The following is a 17297-nucleotide window of genomic DNA, read 5'->3' on the forward strand; positions in this document are numbered from 1 at the left end:
TATAAAACTCTAACTTTTAGGGGTCACTACACTATTCCGCTTTTTTATTTGTTATTTTATGATTTTCAACACTTTTTTAAATTCGTCCGTCCCCGCTTCACCAATCAGTTCATATAAAGCAGTTTCCACACACGTCGCAGTAACTCCAAGCCCCTTCATTTTCTCGAGGCCGATTTGTTTATTCGCTTCCGTCCGTGAAGTGACTGCATCTTCAACCACTTCGACTTCATAACCTTGCTTCACTAAATCTGCCGCTGTCAGATATACGCAAATATGCGTTTCAATTCCTGCAATTAATACTTGTTTGCGGCCCGAGCTTTCCAGCTGTTTCATAAATTCTTCATTGCCCGCCGCACTAAATGTCATTTTTGCGATGGGTTCCTGACCTTCTAGTAAACTGGATAAAGATTCAGTCGTCGGTCCCAGTCCTTCAGGGTACTGTTCCAACCAAAGTATTGGAACATTTAACACTTGTAATCCTTTGATCAGTTTCTCCAGATTATCATGCAACGTCTTACTATCTTTAACAATTTGCGCTAGCTTACCTTGTACGTCCACTAATACAAATAGCGTTTGCTCTTTTTTCAGCATCTCATTTCCCCCTTTTTAATAATTATTGCTATATAAACTGAAATAAATAACTTACACTCAAAGTAAAACGTAGGAACCGTTGATTTCCATTCCAGGCGGACGCTTTCCGCGGGGCGCGGGCGAGCCTCCTCGTCGCTGCGCTCCTGCGGGGTCTCGCCTATTCGCGCTATCCCCCGCAGGAGTCGCCGCCTTCCACTCCAATCAACTGAGTATCCATTTCTGCACAATCTCATGTAAAACTTTAATTAACATATACAGTATACCATATTTACAGATTTATTAGAAAAACAGCTCCTCTTCCAAATTAGAAGAGGAGCTATTAGTGTAATTAATTTTGTACCGTTGCTTTTTGTTTCGCTTTGGCTTTTGCTTCGATTCGTCGGGCGTGCAAGATTGGCTCTGTGTAGCCGCTTGGCTGTTCGGCACCTTTGAATACTAAATCGCAAGCTGCCTGGAAAGCAATAGAATCGTCATAGTTGGGAGCCATTGGCTGATAAAGTTCATCGCCAGCGTTTTGCTCGTCAACGACCTTCGCCATTCGTTCCAATGTTTCCTGGACTTGCTCTTTTGTCGTGATGCCGTGACGTAGCCAGTTTGCGATATGCTGGCTGGAAATACGCAATGTTGCGCGGTCTTCCATTAAACCTACGTCATTGATATCCGGAACCTTAGAACAGCCAACTCCTTGATCAATCCAGCGAACAACATAGCCAAGGATCCCCTGCGCATTGTTATCCAACTCTGATTGAATTTCTTCTGCAGGCCAGTCTGTGTTCGGCGCCAACGGGATCTCTAGGATTCCATCTCGGTAATCAATTGCGCTGTCGACATTGGCTTGAACTTCTTTTACATTGATCTCGTGATAGTGCAATGCATGCAATGTAGCAGCTGTTGGAGATGGCACCCACGCTGTGCTTGCACCTGCTTTTGGATGGGCGACCTTTTGCTCAAGCATTGCAGCCATCATATCCGGCATAGCCCACATTCCCTTACCGATTTGAGCATGTCCAGGAAGACCAGTCTTAATTCCGACAGCAACGTTGGATGCTTCATAGGAAGCTAACCACTTGGAAGCTTTCATATCATTTTTGCGGATAACAGGACCCGCTTCCATTGAAGTATGAATTTCATCACCTGTACGGTCAAGGAAACCTGTATTGATGAATGCAATCCGTTCTTTCACCGCATGGATTGCAGACTTCAAATTCAATGACATTCTGCGCTCTTCATCCATCAAACCGATTTTCAGCGTATTGCGCTCCAAGCTCAATAAATCTTCAATGCGGTCAAATAACTTATTGGCAAATGCCGCCTCTTCCGGGCTATGCATCTTCGGCTTAACGATATAAATTGAACCATGTCTGGAGTTTTTGAACTCTGCATCATCTTTCAGATTATGTGTTGCAATCAACGAAGTTACGACACCATCTAAAATTCCTTCAGGTACTTCGTTGCCGTTTTCATCTAAAATCGCATTATTTGTCATCAAATGACCTACGTTACGGACGAACATTAATGAACGGCCGTGTAGCGATAGCTCTTTGCCGTCTGGTGTTTTGTATGTGCGGTCAGGATTCATTCTTCGAGTGACCGTCTTGCTGCCTCGTTTGAACGATGCTTCCAGATCACCTTTCATCAAACCTAACCAGTTGCGGTAGACCCCCACTTTATCTTCAGCATCTACTGCTGCGATCGAGTCTTCACAGTCCATCAACGTAGAAAGTGCTGCTTCCAAAATCAAGTCTTTCACACCCGCCGCATCGTCTTTCCCAATTGGATGGTTTCGATCGATTGCAATTTCGATATGCAATCCGTTATTCGTCAACAAGACAGCGGAAGGTGCGTCTTCCGAACCGTTAAAGCCAGCCAGTTTAGAAGCATCTTTCAAGCCTGTTTTATTGCCATTCTGAAGTGTCACTTCAAGTTTTCCACTAACGATTGCATACGCTGTGGCGTCTGCATGTGTCCCTTCCGCAAGCGGTGCTGCTTGATCTAATAACTCTTTTGCAAAGTTGATAACTTTCTGTCCTCGGATCGGATTGTACTGTACGCCAGCTTCAGCTCCACCTTCATCACTGATGACATCCGTTCCGTACAATGCATCATATAGACTTCCCCATCTTGCGTTTGCCGCGTTCAACGCATAGCGGGCATTGTCGACAGGCACGACCAATTGGGAGCCTGCTTGAATAGCGATTTCATCATCGACATTGGAAGTTGTCACTTGGAAGTCCTCAACAATCGGTTCCAAATAGCCAATTTCCTTTAAAAATTCTTTATAGTTAGCAGAATCTGCTGTTTCTTTATTGTTTTGATGCCATTCATTGATCTTTTTTTGCAATTCGCTTCGTTTCTCTAACAGCGCTTTGTTTTCAGGAGCAAGTTCATGAATGAGCGAATCAAAGTTTGTCCAAAATTGTTCTTTTTGGATTTCTAAGCCTAATAGAACTTCCTCATTAACAAAGTTGTATAGTTCTTTTGCGACTTGCAGCTTGCCTACTTTTTCATAATTTGTCATAGAATAAAGCCACCCCTTAAGTTTTTTTGCGCTGCTCTGTTGTATAACATACAGCGATAAACACGATTCTTCCTCAATTGATCATAGGTGCCCCCACAGCCAATAATCAAGATTTCTTCGTATGAATGACGATTCATGTCCTAATTTGAAGTCGTGTTATTACTTATCATACCTAAACTCTATAAAACTTTCAACAGAATTGTGTAAATTTTCACACCTTCTTTTTTGAAAGAGAATTTGTTACTTTTGTACAGTTATATAACAGATGACAAAAAAAGAGTATTGCTTAATTATCTATTTACCAGCAAGTTGACACTCAACGAACCTTATGATAGTTTTAGAGACAATCATCATGAATTGAATAGTTTGAAAACAGGTGAAATGATCATTGCTTTCATTTCTTAAAAGGGAATCCTTTTCTTGGAGCGGTCCCGCCACTGTGAAGACGTGCTTACGTCCAGCCAGATACCTGCCTGTTTTCATAACGCTTAATCCTACGGTGAATAGGGAGGTGTTAGACACACGGCAAACGATGCACGCTTATTTAGGCATGCATTTTACACATGCGTGCATTTCTAACATTCTTTGTTAGGAATGCTTTTTTTATTGGATAAAATCATGAGGGGGAAATCAAATGGTAAAAAGCAGTATTGTCGGCTATCCTGTTATTGGCGAAAACCGGGAGTGGAAACGAGCGTTAGAAGCATTTTGGGCAGAAATAATTTCGGAAGAAGAACTTCTGCGGACAACAAAAGACATCCGTTTAGCCAACCTGAAGAAACAACAAGACGCAGGAGTAGACCGAATTGCAGTCGGCGATTTCACATTGTATGACCGGGTGCTCGATACATCCACAATGTTCGGAATCATCCCTTCACGCTATCATTGGAAAGGCGGTCAAGTGTCGATATCCACTTATTTTTCAATGGCACGCGGTAATGACGATGCTGTCGCTTCCGAAATGACGAAATGGTTCAACACGAACTATCACTACATTGTCCCCGAGTATGAAGGACAACGTTTTCAATTGACTGAGAACAAACCACTTACTGCATACCGCGAAGCAAAGAAAGAACTCGGTATCGAGGGGAAACCTGTTCTACTCGGCCCCTACACTTTATTGAAACTTTCTAAAGGGTATGAAGAAATAGACGTACCTTCTATCATTCTGCAATTGATTCCTCTTTATCAAAAGGTATTGCAAGAATTACAGGATGAAGGCGTTCAATGGGTGCAAATTGATGAACCAATTCTTTGCACTTCCATTTCTTCTGATGAAATGAAAACCGTAACTGAAATTTACTTGCAGTTAACAAAAAACATAAATAGCTTGAACGTTTTAGTGCAAACATACTTTGATTCAGTTGAGCACTATGAAGCAACACTTGCATTACCAGTAGCTGGAATTGGTCTTGATTTCGTGCATGGCGGTGTCAAAAACTTGGAAAACCTTAAGAAATACGGCTTCCCTGATGATAAAGTACTCGCTGCTGGTATTGTGGACGGTCGGAATATTTGGCGATCAGATTTGAACGTCAAGCTGTCATTACTAGGAAAGATTCAACAGCATGTAGAGTCCGGAAACGTTTGGATCCAGCCATCCAGCAGTCTGCTTCACGTACCCGTGACAATTCAGTCAGAGCAGAAATTAGATTCAACAATTAAGAATGCACTTTCATTTGCGGATGAAAAAATTAAAGAACTCAATGTACTGAAAGCTGCGTTGCAACAAGGTAAAGAAAGCGTCGCTTCAGATTTCAAACAAAATGAAGCCGCTCTTACTGCATTCAATCAACTCCCTGCCCGCAAACGCGAGGAGGTTCGACAAGCAAGTTCAGGCAGTACTTTGTCTGACAGCAAGCGGAATCTGCCGTTCGCAGAGCGGAAATTGAAGCAGCAAGAGAAGTTCCAATTACCTGTATTGCCTACAACCACAATCGGCAGTTTCCCCCAAACGCCTGAAGTACGTATAACACGTACAAAATGGAGAAAAGGCGAAATTACGGATCAGCAGTACAAAGACTTCGTAAAAGCGGAAATTAAGGAATGGATCCAAATCCAAGAAGAACTCGGACTTGATGTGCTCGTGCACGGGGAATTCGAACGGACGGATATGGTGGAATATTTCGGCGAAAAGCTGGATGGTTTTGTCTTTACGGAAAAAGCTTGGGTGCAATCCTATGGTTCCCGATGTGTGAAACCACCAATCATTTATGGAGATGTTGTATTTACGAAGCCGATGACGGTAGAAGAATCCGTATACGCTAAATCACTGACAGATCACGAAGTAAAAGGTATGCTGACCGGACCCGTGACGATTTTGAATTGGTCATTTGTTCGCGATGACTTGACCAGAGAAGAAGTGACCAATCAAATTGCTCTCGCACTGCGTAAAGAAATCGAGTCGCTTGAAGCAGCAGGTATCCATATGATCCAAGTAGATGAACCGGCACTTCGAGAGGGGCTCCCATTAAAGCAATCCGAATGGAATCATTATCTCGACTGGGCTGTGAATGCTTTCCGTGTTGCTACAGCTTCCGTTGAGGATACGACGCAAATTCATACACATATGTGCTACTGTGATTTCAATCATTTCATTGAAGCAATCAGTGCGCTGGATGCGGATGTTATTTCCATCGAAACGTCACGCAGTCATGGTGATTTGGTGGAATCTTTCAAAGAATATCATTATGACAAAGGAATTGGACTTGGCGTTTATGACATCCATAGCCCGCGCGTTCCGGCTGTTGAAGAAATGACGGAAATCATCAATAAAGGTTTGGAAGTGCTAGAACCTTCACAGTTCTGGATCAATCCCGACTGTGGTTTGAAAACAAGAAAACGCGAAGAAACAGTTGCCGCATTGAAACATATGGTCATCGCCACGGAACAAGCACGTGAGCGTTTAGGTGTTTCTGCAGTAAAATGATAAAAGAGCAGATCCGTTATTTCGGATCTGCCCTTTTCGTTTTATAATACCATTGCTGCAATTACACCAAAGATTAGTAGAGGGATATTAAAGTGAAGGAATGTCGGCACACATGTATCCCAAATGTGATGATGCTTACCGTCCGCATTCAGACCCGAAGTTGGACCAAGTGTACTGTCTGAAGCCGGTGAACCAGCATCTCCAAGCGCCCCTGCCGTACCAATCAAAGCCGCCGTTGCGAGTGGCGAAAAGCCGACTGCCATACAAATCGGAACGAATAATGCAGCTATAATCGGGATCGTACCGAATGAAGAACCAATCCCCATCGTAATCAATAAACCGACAAGCAGCATGATAAATGCGATCATCATTTTATTGTCACCTAATATACCTGTTGCCGAATCAACCAGACTTTCTACCGCACCTGTCTCTTTAAGAACCGTAGCATAACCTGAAGCAATCAACATGACGAACGCAATCATACCCATCATTCCGATTCCCTCGTTCACTACCCTTTCGCCGTCCTTAAATGGAATAACAGTCAAGACGAACATCAAGAAAATCCCGGCAAGTGCTCCAAGTATTAATGAATCGGTTATAAGCTGTATAACTAATGCTGCAATAATTGAAACGATCGTGAAGCCGTGGCGTATATTAAACTTCAATTCTGCATTTTCCACTTCTTCTTCTCTTAGAATATTCACTTTCTCCGCCTCAACGTCCGCATAATTACGAGGTTTTCGATAAGAAATGAATACTGCCACGAACAGCCCGAGGACCATTCCGATTCCCGGAATCAACATTGCCATATTGGCTTCTGACATCGTAATATCCATACCACTTGCAGCCATTTCATCAACGATTATTCCCTTAAAGATCAATCCAAATCCAGCTGGGATCATAATATAAGGTGCTTTTAGACCGAAAGTAAGCGCAGTTGCAATGCCGCGGCGGTCAATTTTCATCTTATCGAACAGATGCAGCATTGGCGGAATCAATATTGGAATAAACGCAATATGTATAGGTACTAAGTTTTGCGAGAAACAAGCTACACCCGCAATCGTCAACAATAAAATTATTCGCTTTCCTCTTAATACCCTAACTAAATTTTTTACTAAAAACCCTGCAATTCCAGACATTCCGATCATGACCGCAAACATACCTAACAAAATATAACTTAATGCCGTGTTTGCCTGACCACCCATTCCTGAAACTAGCATATTTGTTGCATCTGTTAAGGAAAGCCCTTCCATCAAACCGGCTACTCCAGCTGCTGCTAAAATAGCAAAAATAACATTGACCCGCAATAAACTCAGTACTGCCATTACAATGACAGATACGACCACAGTATTGAATAACATCTTCTCATCTCCCATGTCCCCATTATACAACAAACTGCAATTACTGTAAGCAAACGCTTACATCTGCCCGAAGATATTTATCCAGATATACTCCAGCGGGAACTTCCCGCTTGGAGTAAAATACTAGATAATTAAATTTCATATCCCTTTTTATTTCCTATTTAATTTGCGCTAACTTCAGTTGGCAAAGATTTATCTGCGAATGCCTTCCAATCCATTTCTAGTAACCAAGCTGCCGCTTTTTCAATATCTTTAGAGAAAATCCGGTCTTGCTTGATGCTCGGCACAATGTTTCTCGCTTCTTTATAGAAAGCTTTTGTGAAGTCCGCAAGTTTTTCAGCACCTCTATGTTCTGCAGCCTGCAATGCACAGATCAATTCAATAGCTAGCACTCTTCGCGCATTTTGAATAATTTGATAAGCATGTCGTGACCCGATTGTTCCCATGCTGACATGATCTTCTTGGTTGGCTGAAGATGGAATGGAATCCACACTCGCCGGGTGCGCCAACGTTTTATTTTCAGAAACAAGAGATGCAGCTGCATATTGCATGATCATTGCACCAGACTGCAATCCTGGTTCAGGGCTTAGGAATGGCGGCAAGTCGTTCAACTGCGGATTAACTAGACGCTCAATCCTACGCTCTGAAATATTCGCGAACTCCGCCATTGCCACTTTCAAGAAATCCATTGCAAAGGCAATTGGTTGCCCGTGGAAGTTTCCTCCTGAAATAACTTTGTCACCATCTTCAAAGATTAACGGATTATCTGTAGCTGCGTTCATTTCGATTTCCAGCTTTTCTTTGACGTAATCCAAAACTTGCCAAGAAGCTCCATGAACTTGTGGAATACAACGTAGCGAATAAGCATCTTGTACGCGTAATTCACCTTGTTTCGTTGTCAATTGGCTGCCTACGAACATACGGCGCATGCGTTCTGCTACTTCCGTTTGCTGGCGGTAACCACGTGCTTCATGTACATCGGCGTCGAATGCATCGACAATTCCACGCAAACCTTCCAACGTCATCGTAGAAATAGCTTCTGTCTGATACGCAAGCTGCTCTGCCTCAATATAATTGACAAGCCCCATTGCCGTCATCGCTTGTGTTCCATTAATTAACGCCAATCCTTCTTTCGCCTTCAACGTCACTGGCTCAATGCCCTCTTTTGACAACGCAATAGCTGATTCCATACGCTCTCCCTTATAGAACACTTCCCCTTCTCCCATCAACACAAGTGCCAAATGAGAAAGCGGCGCCAAGTCACCGCTTGCACCAAGTGAACCTTGTTGAGGAATAACCGGATGAATCTGTGCGTTAACTAGATCTAGTAAACGCTCTATGACTACCGGGCGAATTCCAGAGAAACCTTTTAGGAGTGCGTTTGCACGAAGAAGTGTCATTCCACGAGAAACCATCTCGGGGAACGGTTCGCCAATTCCACAAGCATGCGAATGAATCAAATTTAATTGAAGTTGTTCCGTATCTTCCGCTTCGATGAATACATCACTAAATTTACCGAATCCAGTAGTAATTCCGTACACCACTTTACTTTCCGCAACAATTTTCTCTACTGCTTCACGGCTCTTTTGAACCGCTTTCATACTTTCTTCAGAAGCTTTTACTTTCGCTCCATTCACCAATACTTCTTTCGCTTGTTCAATCGTTAACGTACGACCTGTCAATTCAATCATTTCCAATTCCTCCTCGTTGTCTTTAGTTCTAGTTGCGCTGATCCTGTGCAAAGAATTCATTCCTAAACAAGCAAAAGGAGACTATATTGACAGACGGGTGCCCTAAAAGGGGGGTCCCCGCATGTGTCAATATAGCCTCCTTATTGTCTAAATAACTATAGGCTTCATTCTTTTATTCAGATGTGATTGATACCTAAACCAATTGCCTCATGCTCGAAGCCACGAACCGGGGCACCGATTGTTCCATAGACAGCAACGGCAATCCATTCACCTTCCGCTGCATTTTCATACGGAGTCCCACGCACAATAGCAAATCGAAGTCCCGCTGTTCGCAGCATGCCGCCGAGCTCAACCTGCCCACGTGTCACGCCTTGCATAGCTTCGATTATCGCATGATAGAGCGCATGCATCTCTCGATAGATGTCTTGATTTACAATTCCTTGCCGTTTCGCAAGCGTTTCAATTGCCGCCACAATTTTTTGGAACTCCATTGAGCCCACTTTACCTTTTCCGAACTGCCAACCTAGTTGCTGCATGCCGTTTTCTATTCTACTATCTTCTGCTTCGCTATTTGAAAACGTATACATTACTGCCTGGCGTCCGATCTTCGTATCTACCTGATTCATGTTGTACCTTCTTTTTAGATGTACTTGATATTGAATATCAACTAATGACTAACTCTATTATTACAGAGGAAATCTCTTAGGTCAATACTTGAAAGAAAAATAAAGCGCTTACTGTGCAAATTTGGCGATCAATCGAATTGTTTAGTCAAGTTCGCCATTTCTATAGCCGACACTGCAGCATCCCAGCCTTTATTCCCTGCTTTCGTCCCTGCCCTTTCAATAGATTGCTCGATCGTGTCTGTCGTCAGCACACCAAAAATCACCGGGACTCCTGACTGCATACTCGCTTGTGCTACACCTTTGGCCGCTTCATTACAGACGTAGTCGAAGTGAGGTGTGGCTCCGCGGATGACAGTACCGAGTGTAATGACAGCATCATATTTTTGGGAATCTGCCATCTTCTTTGCGATCAACGGAATTTCAAATGCCCCGGGTACCCAAGCGATATCTACATCTGCTTCAGCTACGCCATGTCGTTTGAATGCGTCCTCAGCGCCCGATAACAACTTGCCTGTGATAAACTCATTAAATCGTCCTACGACAACGCCTATCTTTAATCCTGTACCTACTAAATGTCCTTCGAATAAATTCCCCATATCTATCTCTCCTTAAATTGTTAATAAGTGATCTAATTTTTCCGCTTTAGTTTTTAAGTATTTTTCGTTTTCTTCTTTCATCGGCAATTGAATCGGAACCCGTTCAACGATTTCCAATCCATAGCCTTTTAAGCCTGAAATTTTCTTCGGATTATTCGTCAACAAACGCATTTGTTTAACGCCAAGTTCATGTAAGATTTGAGCACCGATGCCGTAATCACGCAAATCTGCTGCAAAGCCCAGTTTTTCATTGGCTTCTACCGTGTCGAAACCTTGTTCTTGCAGTTCGTATGCTTTCAGCTTATTGATCAAGCCGATGCCTCTGCCTTCTTGACGCATATACAATAAAACTCCGCGACCTTGTTGTTCGATCTGCGAAAGCGCTGCATGCAATTGAGGTCCGCAATCGCATCGGCAGGAGCCAAATACATCGCCCGTCAAACACTCCGAATGAACACGTACTAACATGGGTTCTTCTGGCGTTACCTCACCTTTCACCAGCGCTACATGCTCTTTACCTGTTAACGTTTCGGTGTATCCAATCATACGAAACTCTCCGAAGTCAGTCGGCAGCTTGATCTCCGCTTCCCTAACAACCAGCCTCTCCTGCTGCAGGCGATAATGAATTAAATCTTGGATTGTAATTAATTTCAGATTCAATTCTTGCGCCATCAGACGCAATTCAGGCACTCGCGCCATCGTACCGTCATCATTCATGATTTCACAGATTACCCCTGCTGAAGAACTCCCTGCCAGTCGAGCTAAGTCAACCGCTGCTTCCGTATGACCAGTACGTTCCAAGACACCGCCGGATTTTGCGACTAACGGAAATACATGACCCGGACGTTTAAATTCACTAGCTACCGACCGCGAATCCATCATTTTGACAATCGTTTCGGCCCGTTCAAATGCACTGATTCCAGTGTGCGTGGAAAGATGATCCACACTGATCGTGAATGCCGTGCCATGCGAATCCGTATTGTGATCGGTCATCATCTGCAAATCAAGTTGTTGAGCTTTCTGCTCCGTAATCGGCACACAAATCAAACCGCGCCCTTTCGTCGCCATGAAATTAATAATCTCAGGCGTGATCTTATCAGCCAATGCGACGAAATCTCCTTCATTCTCCCGATCTTCATCATCGACGACGATCACTACTTTACCTTGTTTTAAATCTTCTAACGCTTCTTCAATTGTATGAAACATCTCTGTCCACTCCTTCACTTAAATCCGTGCTGTTGTAGAAAATCCTCTGTCAGTGGCTGTTCTTTCGCGTCTCGTCTCTTAAGCATGTTCTCTACGTACTTCGCCAGCATGTCGCATTCGAAATTAACAACATCCCCTAGGGACTTTTTCGCAATGACCGTCAGTTCTTGGGAATGCGGAATCAACGAAATCGTAATATCTGTTTCATTCACATCAAAAATTGTCAGTGACGTACCGTCTAATGCGATCGAGCCTTTTGGCAATAAATACGGACTATACTGTTCAGGCAAAGCCAGCCGAATATAAAGTGCATTATCGACAGTACGTTTTTCACGAATGATGGCGACACCATCGACATGTCCCGTGACGAAATGACCGCCAAATCGACCGTTAGCTGCAAGAGCACGTTCCAAATTCACTCGACTTCCCACCTTCAATTGTTGAAGTGAGGTAGAAGAGACGGTCTCAGGCATGACATCTGCAGAAAATTGTTCTTTCGAAAACTTTTTGACTGTCAGACAAACTCCATTGACTGCAATGCTGTCACCTAATTGGACATCGGCTAATACAGTAGAAGCTGCAATCGTCAATGTCATCGACTGCGCTCCCGGCTGTACACTTTTGACTGAACCGATTTCTTCAATAATCCCTGTAAACAACGGTCAATCCCTCTCTTTCGGTAGCGCTATAATTTTAATATCAGGGCCAATCATTTCCACACTTTCAAAAATCAACGGGAAGGCCTCTCCCATAATCTCCGGGTCTGTTCCACCAACAGGTGTCAGCGAGCCACTGCCGCCAAGTAACTTCGGCGCCATATAGCAAATAACACGCTGAACGGCACGCGCCCTGATGAATGAAGCATTGACCGCGGCACCACCTTCTACCAATAACGTCATGACACCGTCAGAGCCTAAGCGCAAGAGGATCTCTTCAATATCAAGCTGAATTTTCGGCATGCGTATGATTCGGACGTGCGGCTTTTGGAGCAACTGTTCACGCAAGTATTCTGCTTCATTCCCACAAAAAATCCATGTAGGTGCAGCATTGTTTTGAATGACTTGACTATCAATTGGTGTTCGTAACCAAGTATCTAAAATAACTCGAATAGGATGTTTTCCACCTCGGGGCAATCTGGTGGTGAGAAGGGGGTCATCATGAAGAATCGTTTGAACGCCGACTAAAATCGCATCTTGGGTATGACGAAGCAGATGGACATCGAGCCTTGCTTGCTCACTCGTCACCCATTTACTGTCTCCTGTAGATGTTGCAATCTTACCGTCTATCGTCATCGCTGTTTTCATTGTCACATGAGGTGTTTTCGTTCGAATAAAATGAAAAAATGGTGCATACAATTTCTGTGCTTGATCGGTACATACATCTTTCTCTACTTCCAAACCCGCAGCACGAAGTCGTTCCATGCCTTTGCCGGCAACCAACGGATTGGGATCGGAAATCGCCACGTAGACACGCTGGATACCAGCCCGAATAATCGCATCTGCGCAAGGCGAAGTTTTACCTGTATGAGAACAAGGCTCCAAAGTTACATACAAATCAGCGCCTTCCGCTTTTGTGCCGGCCATATCAAGCGCAACCCGCTCAGCATGTCGTTCCCCCGCCTGCAAATGAGCACCCATACCGACGATTCTGCCGTCTTTCACTATCACGGCGCCAACTGGCGGATTCGGAGAAGTTTGTCCAACAACGTTTCGAGCTAACTTCAACGCCATTCCCATATAATCTTGATTCACTGCACAACACTCCAACTTGCAAAATTCCTCTTGTGACAAAACAAAAAGCCCCGCAAAATATAAATGCGGGGCTTGTAACCATGACAAAATAAGCGTTATAAATGTAGATTTTAAAAACGCATTGTTCCTTCTCTCATCCAGACTTTAACTGTCGGCTTTGGAGTTTCACCAAATCCACCTTCTGCTTTTTAGCTAATCAATCACGCCTAGGCGTGATTGCGCCTGGATTTTGAAATGTACTCGCACATTTCAAAATCCATGACATCTGCCAGAGGCTTTATCTGGATTCAGCGGGCGTTTGAACACCCACTGAACAGAAAAGCCACCGTATTCATACCGCCACTTATGGAAGTGAGGGTTTCTGCTGAATTTAGATAAAAGCATCCGGGTCACGGACTAAGAGCTTGTAAGCTCATCACCGTCGGTAGGGACTTCCACCCTGCCCCGAAGGAAACTTATTCGATTACCTAAGAGTCTAGCACAACTAATAGTGAAATGACAATCACTGAATATTTATTCAGCTCTAAATACCCACTTATCCACCGTGAATTGATCGATCGCTTCGATATCCGTTTTATAACCAATACCAGCTTCATTTGGCACGGTAATATAACCATTTTCCGCTACTACCTCAGGCTTGATAATATCTTGATCCCAATAACGAGAAGAACCCGCCGTATCTCCAGGCAGTGTGAAATTCGGCAGCGTCGTTAAAGCGACATTGTGCGCTCGTCCGATGCCTGATTCCAGCATCCCACCGCACCACACATCAATCCCTTTAGCTGCGCAGTAGTCGTGGATCTTCTTAGCTTCCGTCAAACCGCCCACACGTCCGATTTTAATATTTATAATCCGACAGCTCCCAAGCTCCACAGCTTTCCTGGTATCTTCCAAGGAATGGATACTTTCATCCAAACAGATCGGTGTCGACATTTGTCTCTGAAGTTTTGCATGATCGATAATATCGTCAGACGCAAGCGGCTGCTCGATCATCATCAAATTAAACTGGTCCAATTCCTTTAAAACTTCTGCATCATCCAGCGTATAGGCAGAGTTCGCATCTGCCATCAATGGCACATCGGGAAATTCGTTGCGGATCGCTCGGATGACTTCCACGTCTTGCCCCGGTTTGATCTTCACCTTAATCCGCTTATAGCCTTCATCGATGAAACCTTTCACATTGGCAAGTAAGTCTTCCACACGTTCTTCAATGCCAATACTGATCCCGACTTCAATATAATCCCGTTCACCACCTAACGCTTCGGCAAGCGACATATCGTGACGTTTTGCATACAAATCCCAAACCGCACCTTCAATCGTCGACTTCGCCATGTTATTCTTTCGAATAGGTGCAAAAAATTCATTCACTTCATCCGGATGTTCGATTGTCTTACCAAGCACCGCCGGAATCAAGAAATCACGCAACATATGAATACATGTTTCCGTTGTCTCTTCGCTATACCATGGGTAAGTGAACGCCACGCTTTCTCCCCAACCTTCGTTGCCCAGTTCATCTTGCACTGTAGCCAACAGGAAGTCTCTTTGATGGATTGTTCCGAAACTCGTTGTGAAAGGATTCTTCATCGTCATACTCATCCTACGAATGGTTACACTTTCAATTTTCAATCGGCTCACTACTTTCATTTTGTAATGGAATCATGGAAAGCTTACAAAAACGATAGTATTGTACAGCTTCTTCCGTTCTGCGCACATCAATTAATGCAAACCCTGCGCTGCACAGTTGTTGAAATAGATTCCTTGTTTTCAAACGCCAATCAAGCGCCAACTGGGAGTCTTCAGTCTTCAGCAGCTGGGTATGTTTTGGAACGGGCACTTCTACCGCTTCTGCCGACAGCCAATCGTTTTCTTCAGGTAACTGCAGCTCAGGGTGATTTTCATTTGTCAGGCGAACCGTAAACGGACACATGTACTGAAGATTTATCGGTTGCCAACATTCATTCACTCGCGGACTAGTAATCCACCACGCCACTTGAAAACGGTCGGTCGGTAAGCCTTTATTCAGACCGTCCGCCATTTCACCGTAGCAATTGACGATATAGTCGTAACAGACTCCGTATAATTTTGATGTATTTAGGTAGGCATTGCGGCTTTCGAGTGGATCAAATGTCCAGACAATTAATTCATAACCCATCTCGCGCGCCAAACGTAGCTGTTCATCTTTCAACAACTTACCGATCCCCATTAATTGAAATTCTTGATCGACAGCTAACATATGGGAACATAAATACGACTGCCCTTCAGAGAATCCTGCAAAGCTGTAGGAAAAACCAATCATTCGCTCGCCGGCAAACGCGCCGACAATCAGGCCACCATTTTTCACCGCAGTAATCGTTTGATGAACAGGAATCGGCTCCATTCCCCAGATTTGCTTCTCAAGTTTTTGCACCGCATAAATTTCTTCAATTTCAGTCACTTTTCTAATTTGTACATTCGTCATCGGCGCACCTTCTATTTTTAGATTGAACTGCTAAATTCGTCTCCAACACGACGGTCTACACCACTCAATGTTAACATAAAAAAAGACCTCTCTTCACTTTAAGTGAAGGGAGGCTCTTTGCAATTAAAATGTCAATAAAATCATCATCATAAACAATAGGGTCATGTAATTCACAGAATACAAAAACATGACATGCGCCCATTTGTGGTTGTCCTTTGCATAAAAACCATAAATACTAGCCGCAATATAGCCAACATTCATCAACGTAGCGACGATGATAAAGCCCATTCCGAACATTGGCAACAAAAATGGAAAAGGCAGCAAACATAGTACATATATCAACATTTGACGTTTTGTGAAATCAAAACCGAACACAACCGGCAACATCGGCACGTTCGCCGCTTTATACTCATCATGCTTCTTCATAGCAATCGCAAACGTATGCGGCATTTGCCAAATAAACAAAATCGAAAATAAGACAATCGGCACAATATGATTCGCCGACATAATGGCAGCCCAGCCAATCAAAGGCGTTACCGCCCCCGAAACACTTCCAATTACCGTATTTAACGTGTATTTACGTTTAGACCACATCGTATAGGGTATGACATACGTAAACCACCCAATGAACGCGTAAAGAGCTGCTTCAAAAGTAGTAAATAAAAGCAATAATATGCCGATCCCAGATAACACCAAACCAATATTTAAAACTGTTTTCAAAGCAAAGTTTCCTGTAACAGTCGGCCGTTGCTGCGTTCTTTCCATGAAAGTGTCAATATCCGAATCAAACCAGTTATTCAACACGAGCGCACCTGCCATTAGAAAGGTGCTGCCGACCATCGTCAGCCAGAAAACGCCCCAATTCCCTGCAAGTGTCATTCCTGAGAAGTGAAGCGCCAACCAGAACCCTGCAAATACAGGCAAGACATTCGCGATGAGTACAGGACCTTTCACTAATGATTTAATATCTGAGAAGAAGGCAGATGCCGAGCGACTTTGTGTAGTCGTCGAAACAATATGGACTTCTTTCGTCATAAGATCCGTTCTCCTTTTCTACATACGTTCCTTTTTTATATAACTTTATTTATATTACTAACTATATCATTTTCTTAAAAGCAAAATCAAAAATTCACGATAATTCCTCATAAACTGTTACAAATCTTTGTCATTCAGCTTTCAGAAATGTTAAACCTAACTAATTTTCTTTAGTAATCTAAAAATTCTGATTCTTGCGTTTGGAAATGCAACATTTCCCTCTAGTATTCGACTCGAGGAAATCCTATACCCCTTGTAGGATAGAGCCTTGATTCGTCCATATTTAATTCCAGTTAAAAACTTTACTTTTTAATGAAGTTTATAAGTGTATTTTATTATAAAAAATACACTCAATCATCAGTTGTCTAAATTATTAAATTGATAATAATTTTACTATCCTGTAAACTATCTAAATGTCACCACGAAATAAAATGATAGTTTTTCCTTAATCTCTTCAACTTTCCTACGTTTTTTCTGGGTGATTGCAAATAAGAGATTCGAGTAAAAAAGATCATTTCGTGATGAAAAAAACCAC

General features: G+C 43.2%; 13 protein-coding genes and 1 riboswitch. Of the genes, 1 reads left to right on the forward strand and 12 read right to left on the reverse strand.

The window, feature by feature from the left end:
- Positions 1–51: 51 nt before the first annotated feature.
- A complete protein-coding gene (locus tag H7J92_RS02355; RefSeq protein ID WP_078818142.1) occupies positions 52–591 on the reverse strand; it encodes a hydrolase in 540 nt (179 codons plus the stop codon).
- A 328-nt stretch (positions 592–919) separates the two neighbouring features.
- Positions 920–3109 carry a malate synthase G gene (locus H7J92_RS02360; RefSeq protein ID WP_078818143.1) on the reverse strand — a complete coding sequence of 730 codons (2190 nt, stop codon included), beginning with the start codon at positions 3107–3109 and terminating at the stop codon, positions 920–922.
- A gap of 357 nt (positions 3110–3466) precedes the next feature.
- Positions 3467–3600: riboswitch (cobalamin riboswitch) on the forward strand.
- A gap of 143 nt (positions 3601–3743) precedes the next feature.
- Here H7J92_RS02360 and metE point away from each other — a divergent pair.
- Entirely contained in the window at positions 3744–6038 is a 2295-nt protein-coding gene (metE, locus tag H7J92_RS02365) for a 5-methyltetrahydropteroyltriglutamate--homocysteine S-methyltransferase (protein ID WP_221835204.1), read from the forward strand.
- Positions 6039–6079: 41 nt separating this feature from the next.
- Here metE and H7J92_RS02370 read toward each other — a convergent pair whose 3' ends face one another.
- The 10 genes from H7J92_RS02370 to cyoE form a co-directional block, all read right to left on the reverse strand.
- Positions 6080–7399: a Na+/H+ antiporter family protein gene (locus tag H7J92_RS02370; protein WP_245799515.1), complete on the reverse strand. Its 1320-nt coding sequence runs from the start codon at positions 7397–7399 to the stop codon at positions 6080–6082.
- 161 nt (positions 7400–7560) lie between these two features.
- The gene (gene hutH / locus H7J92_RS02375; RefSeq protein ID WP_221835205.1) at positions 7561–9090 is read right to left on the reverse strand and encodes a histidine ammonia-lyase; all 1530 of its coding nucleotides are present in this window, start codon (positions 9088–9090) and stop codon (positions 7561–7563) included.
- A 176-nt stretch (positions 9091–9266) separates the two neighbouring features.
- Positions 9267–9716: a histidine utilization transcription antiterminator HutP gene (hutP, locus tag H7J92_RS02380; RefSeq protein WP_078818147.1), complete on the reverse strand. Its 450-nt coding sequence runs from the start codon at positions 9714–9716 to the stop codon at positions 9267–9269.
- A gap of 128 nt (positions 9717–9844) precedes the next feature.
- Positions 9845–10312 (reverse strand): 6,7-dimethyl-8-ribityllumazine synthase, encoded by a 468-nt coding sequence (ribH, locus tag H7J92_RS02385; RefSeq protein WP_078818148.1) that lies wholly within the window; start codon positions 10310–10312, stop codon positions 9845–9847.
- A 12-nt stretch (positions 10313–10324) separates the two neighbouring features.
- Positions 10325–11518: a bifunctional 3,4-dihydroxy-2-butanone-4-phosphate synthase/GTP cyclohydrolase II gene (locus H7J92_RS02390; protein WP_221835206.1), complete on the reverse strand. Its 1194-nt coding sequence runs from the start codon at positions 11516–11518 to the stop codon at positions 10325–10327.
- A 14-nt stretch (positions 11519–11532) separates the two neighbouring features.
- The gene (gene ribE / locus H7J92_RS02395; protein WP_221835208.1) at positions 11533–12177 is read right to left on the reverse strand and encodes a riboflavin synthase; all 645 of its coding nucleotides are present in this window, start codon (positions 12175–12177) and stop codon (positions 11533–11535) included.
- Positions 12178–12180: 3 nt separating this feature from the next.
- On the reverse strand, positions 12181–13269 hold the full coding sequence (gene ribD / locus H7J92_RS02400; protein WP_009497869.1) for a bifunctional diaminohydroxyphosphoribosylaminopyrimidine deaminase/5-amino-6-(5-phosphoribosylamino)uracil reductase RibD: 1089 nt from the start codon (positions 13267–13269) through the stop codon (positions 12181–12183).
- 513 nt (positions 13270–13782) lie between these two features.
- Positions 13783–14895 (reverse strand): o-succinylbenzoate synthase, encoded by a 1113-nt coding sequence (gene menC / locus H7J92_RS02405; protein ID WP_221835210.1) that lies wholly within the window; start codon positions 14893–14895, stop codon positions 13783–13785.
- Positions 14885–15727 (reverse strand): GNAT family N-acetyltransferase, encoded by an 843-nt coding sequence (locus tag H7J92_RS02410; RefSeq protein WP_078818153.1) that lies wholly within the window; start codon positions 15725–15727, stop codon positions 14885–14887. The genes menC and H7J92_RS02410 overlap by 11 nt, the downstream gene beginning before the upstream one ends.
- A 123-nt stretch (positions 15728–15850) precedes the next feature.
- Positions 15851–16762: a heme o synthase gene (gene cyoE / locus H7J92_RS02415; protein WP_221835211.1), complete on the reverse strand. Its 912-nt coding sequence runs from the start codon at positions 16760–16762 to the stop codon at positions 15851–15853.
- Positions 16763–17297 lie beyond the last annotated feature (535 nt).

Source organism: Sporosarcina aquimarina (assembly GCF_019748715.1).
Classification (GTDB): Bacteria; Bacillota; Bacilli; order Bacillales_A; family Planococcaceae; genus Sporosarcina; species Sporosarcina newyorkensis.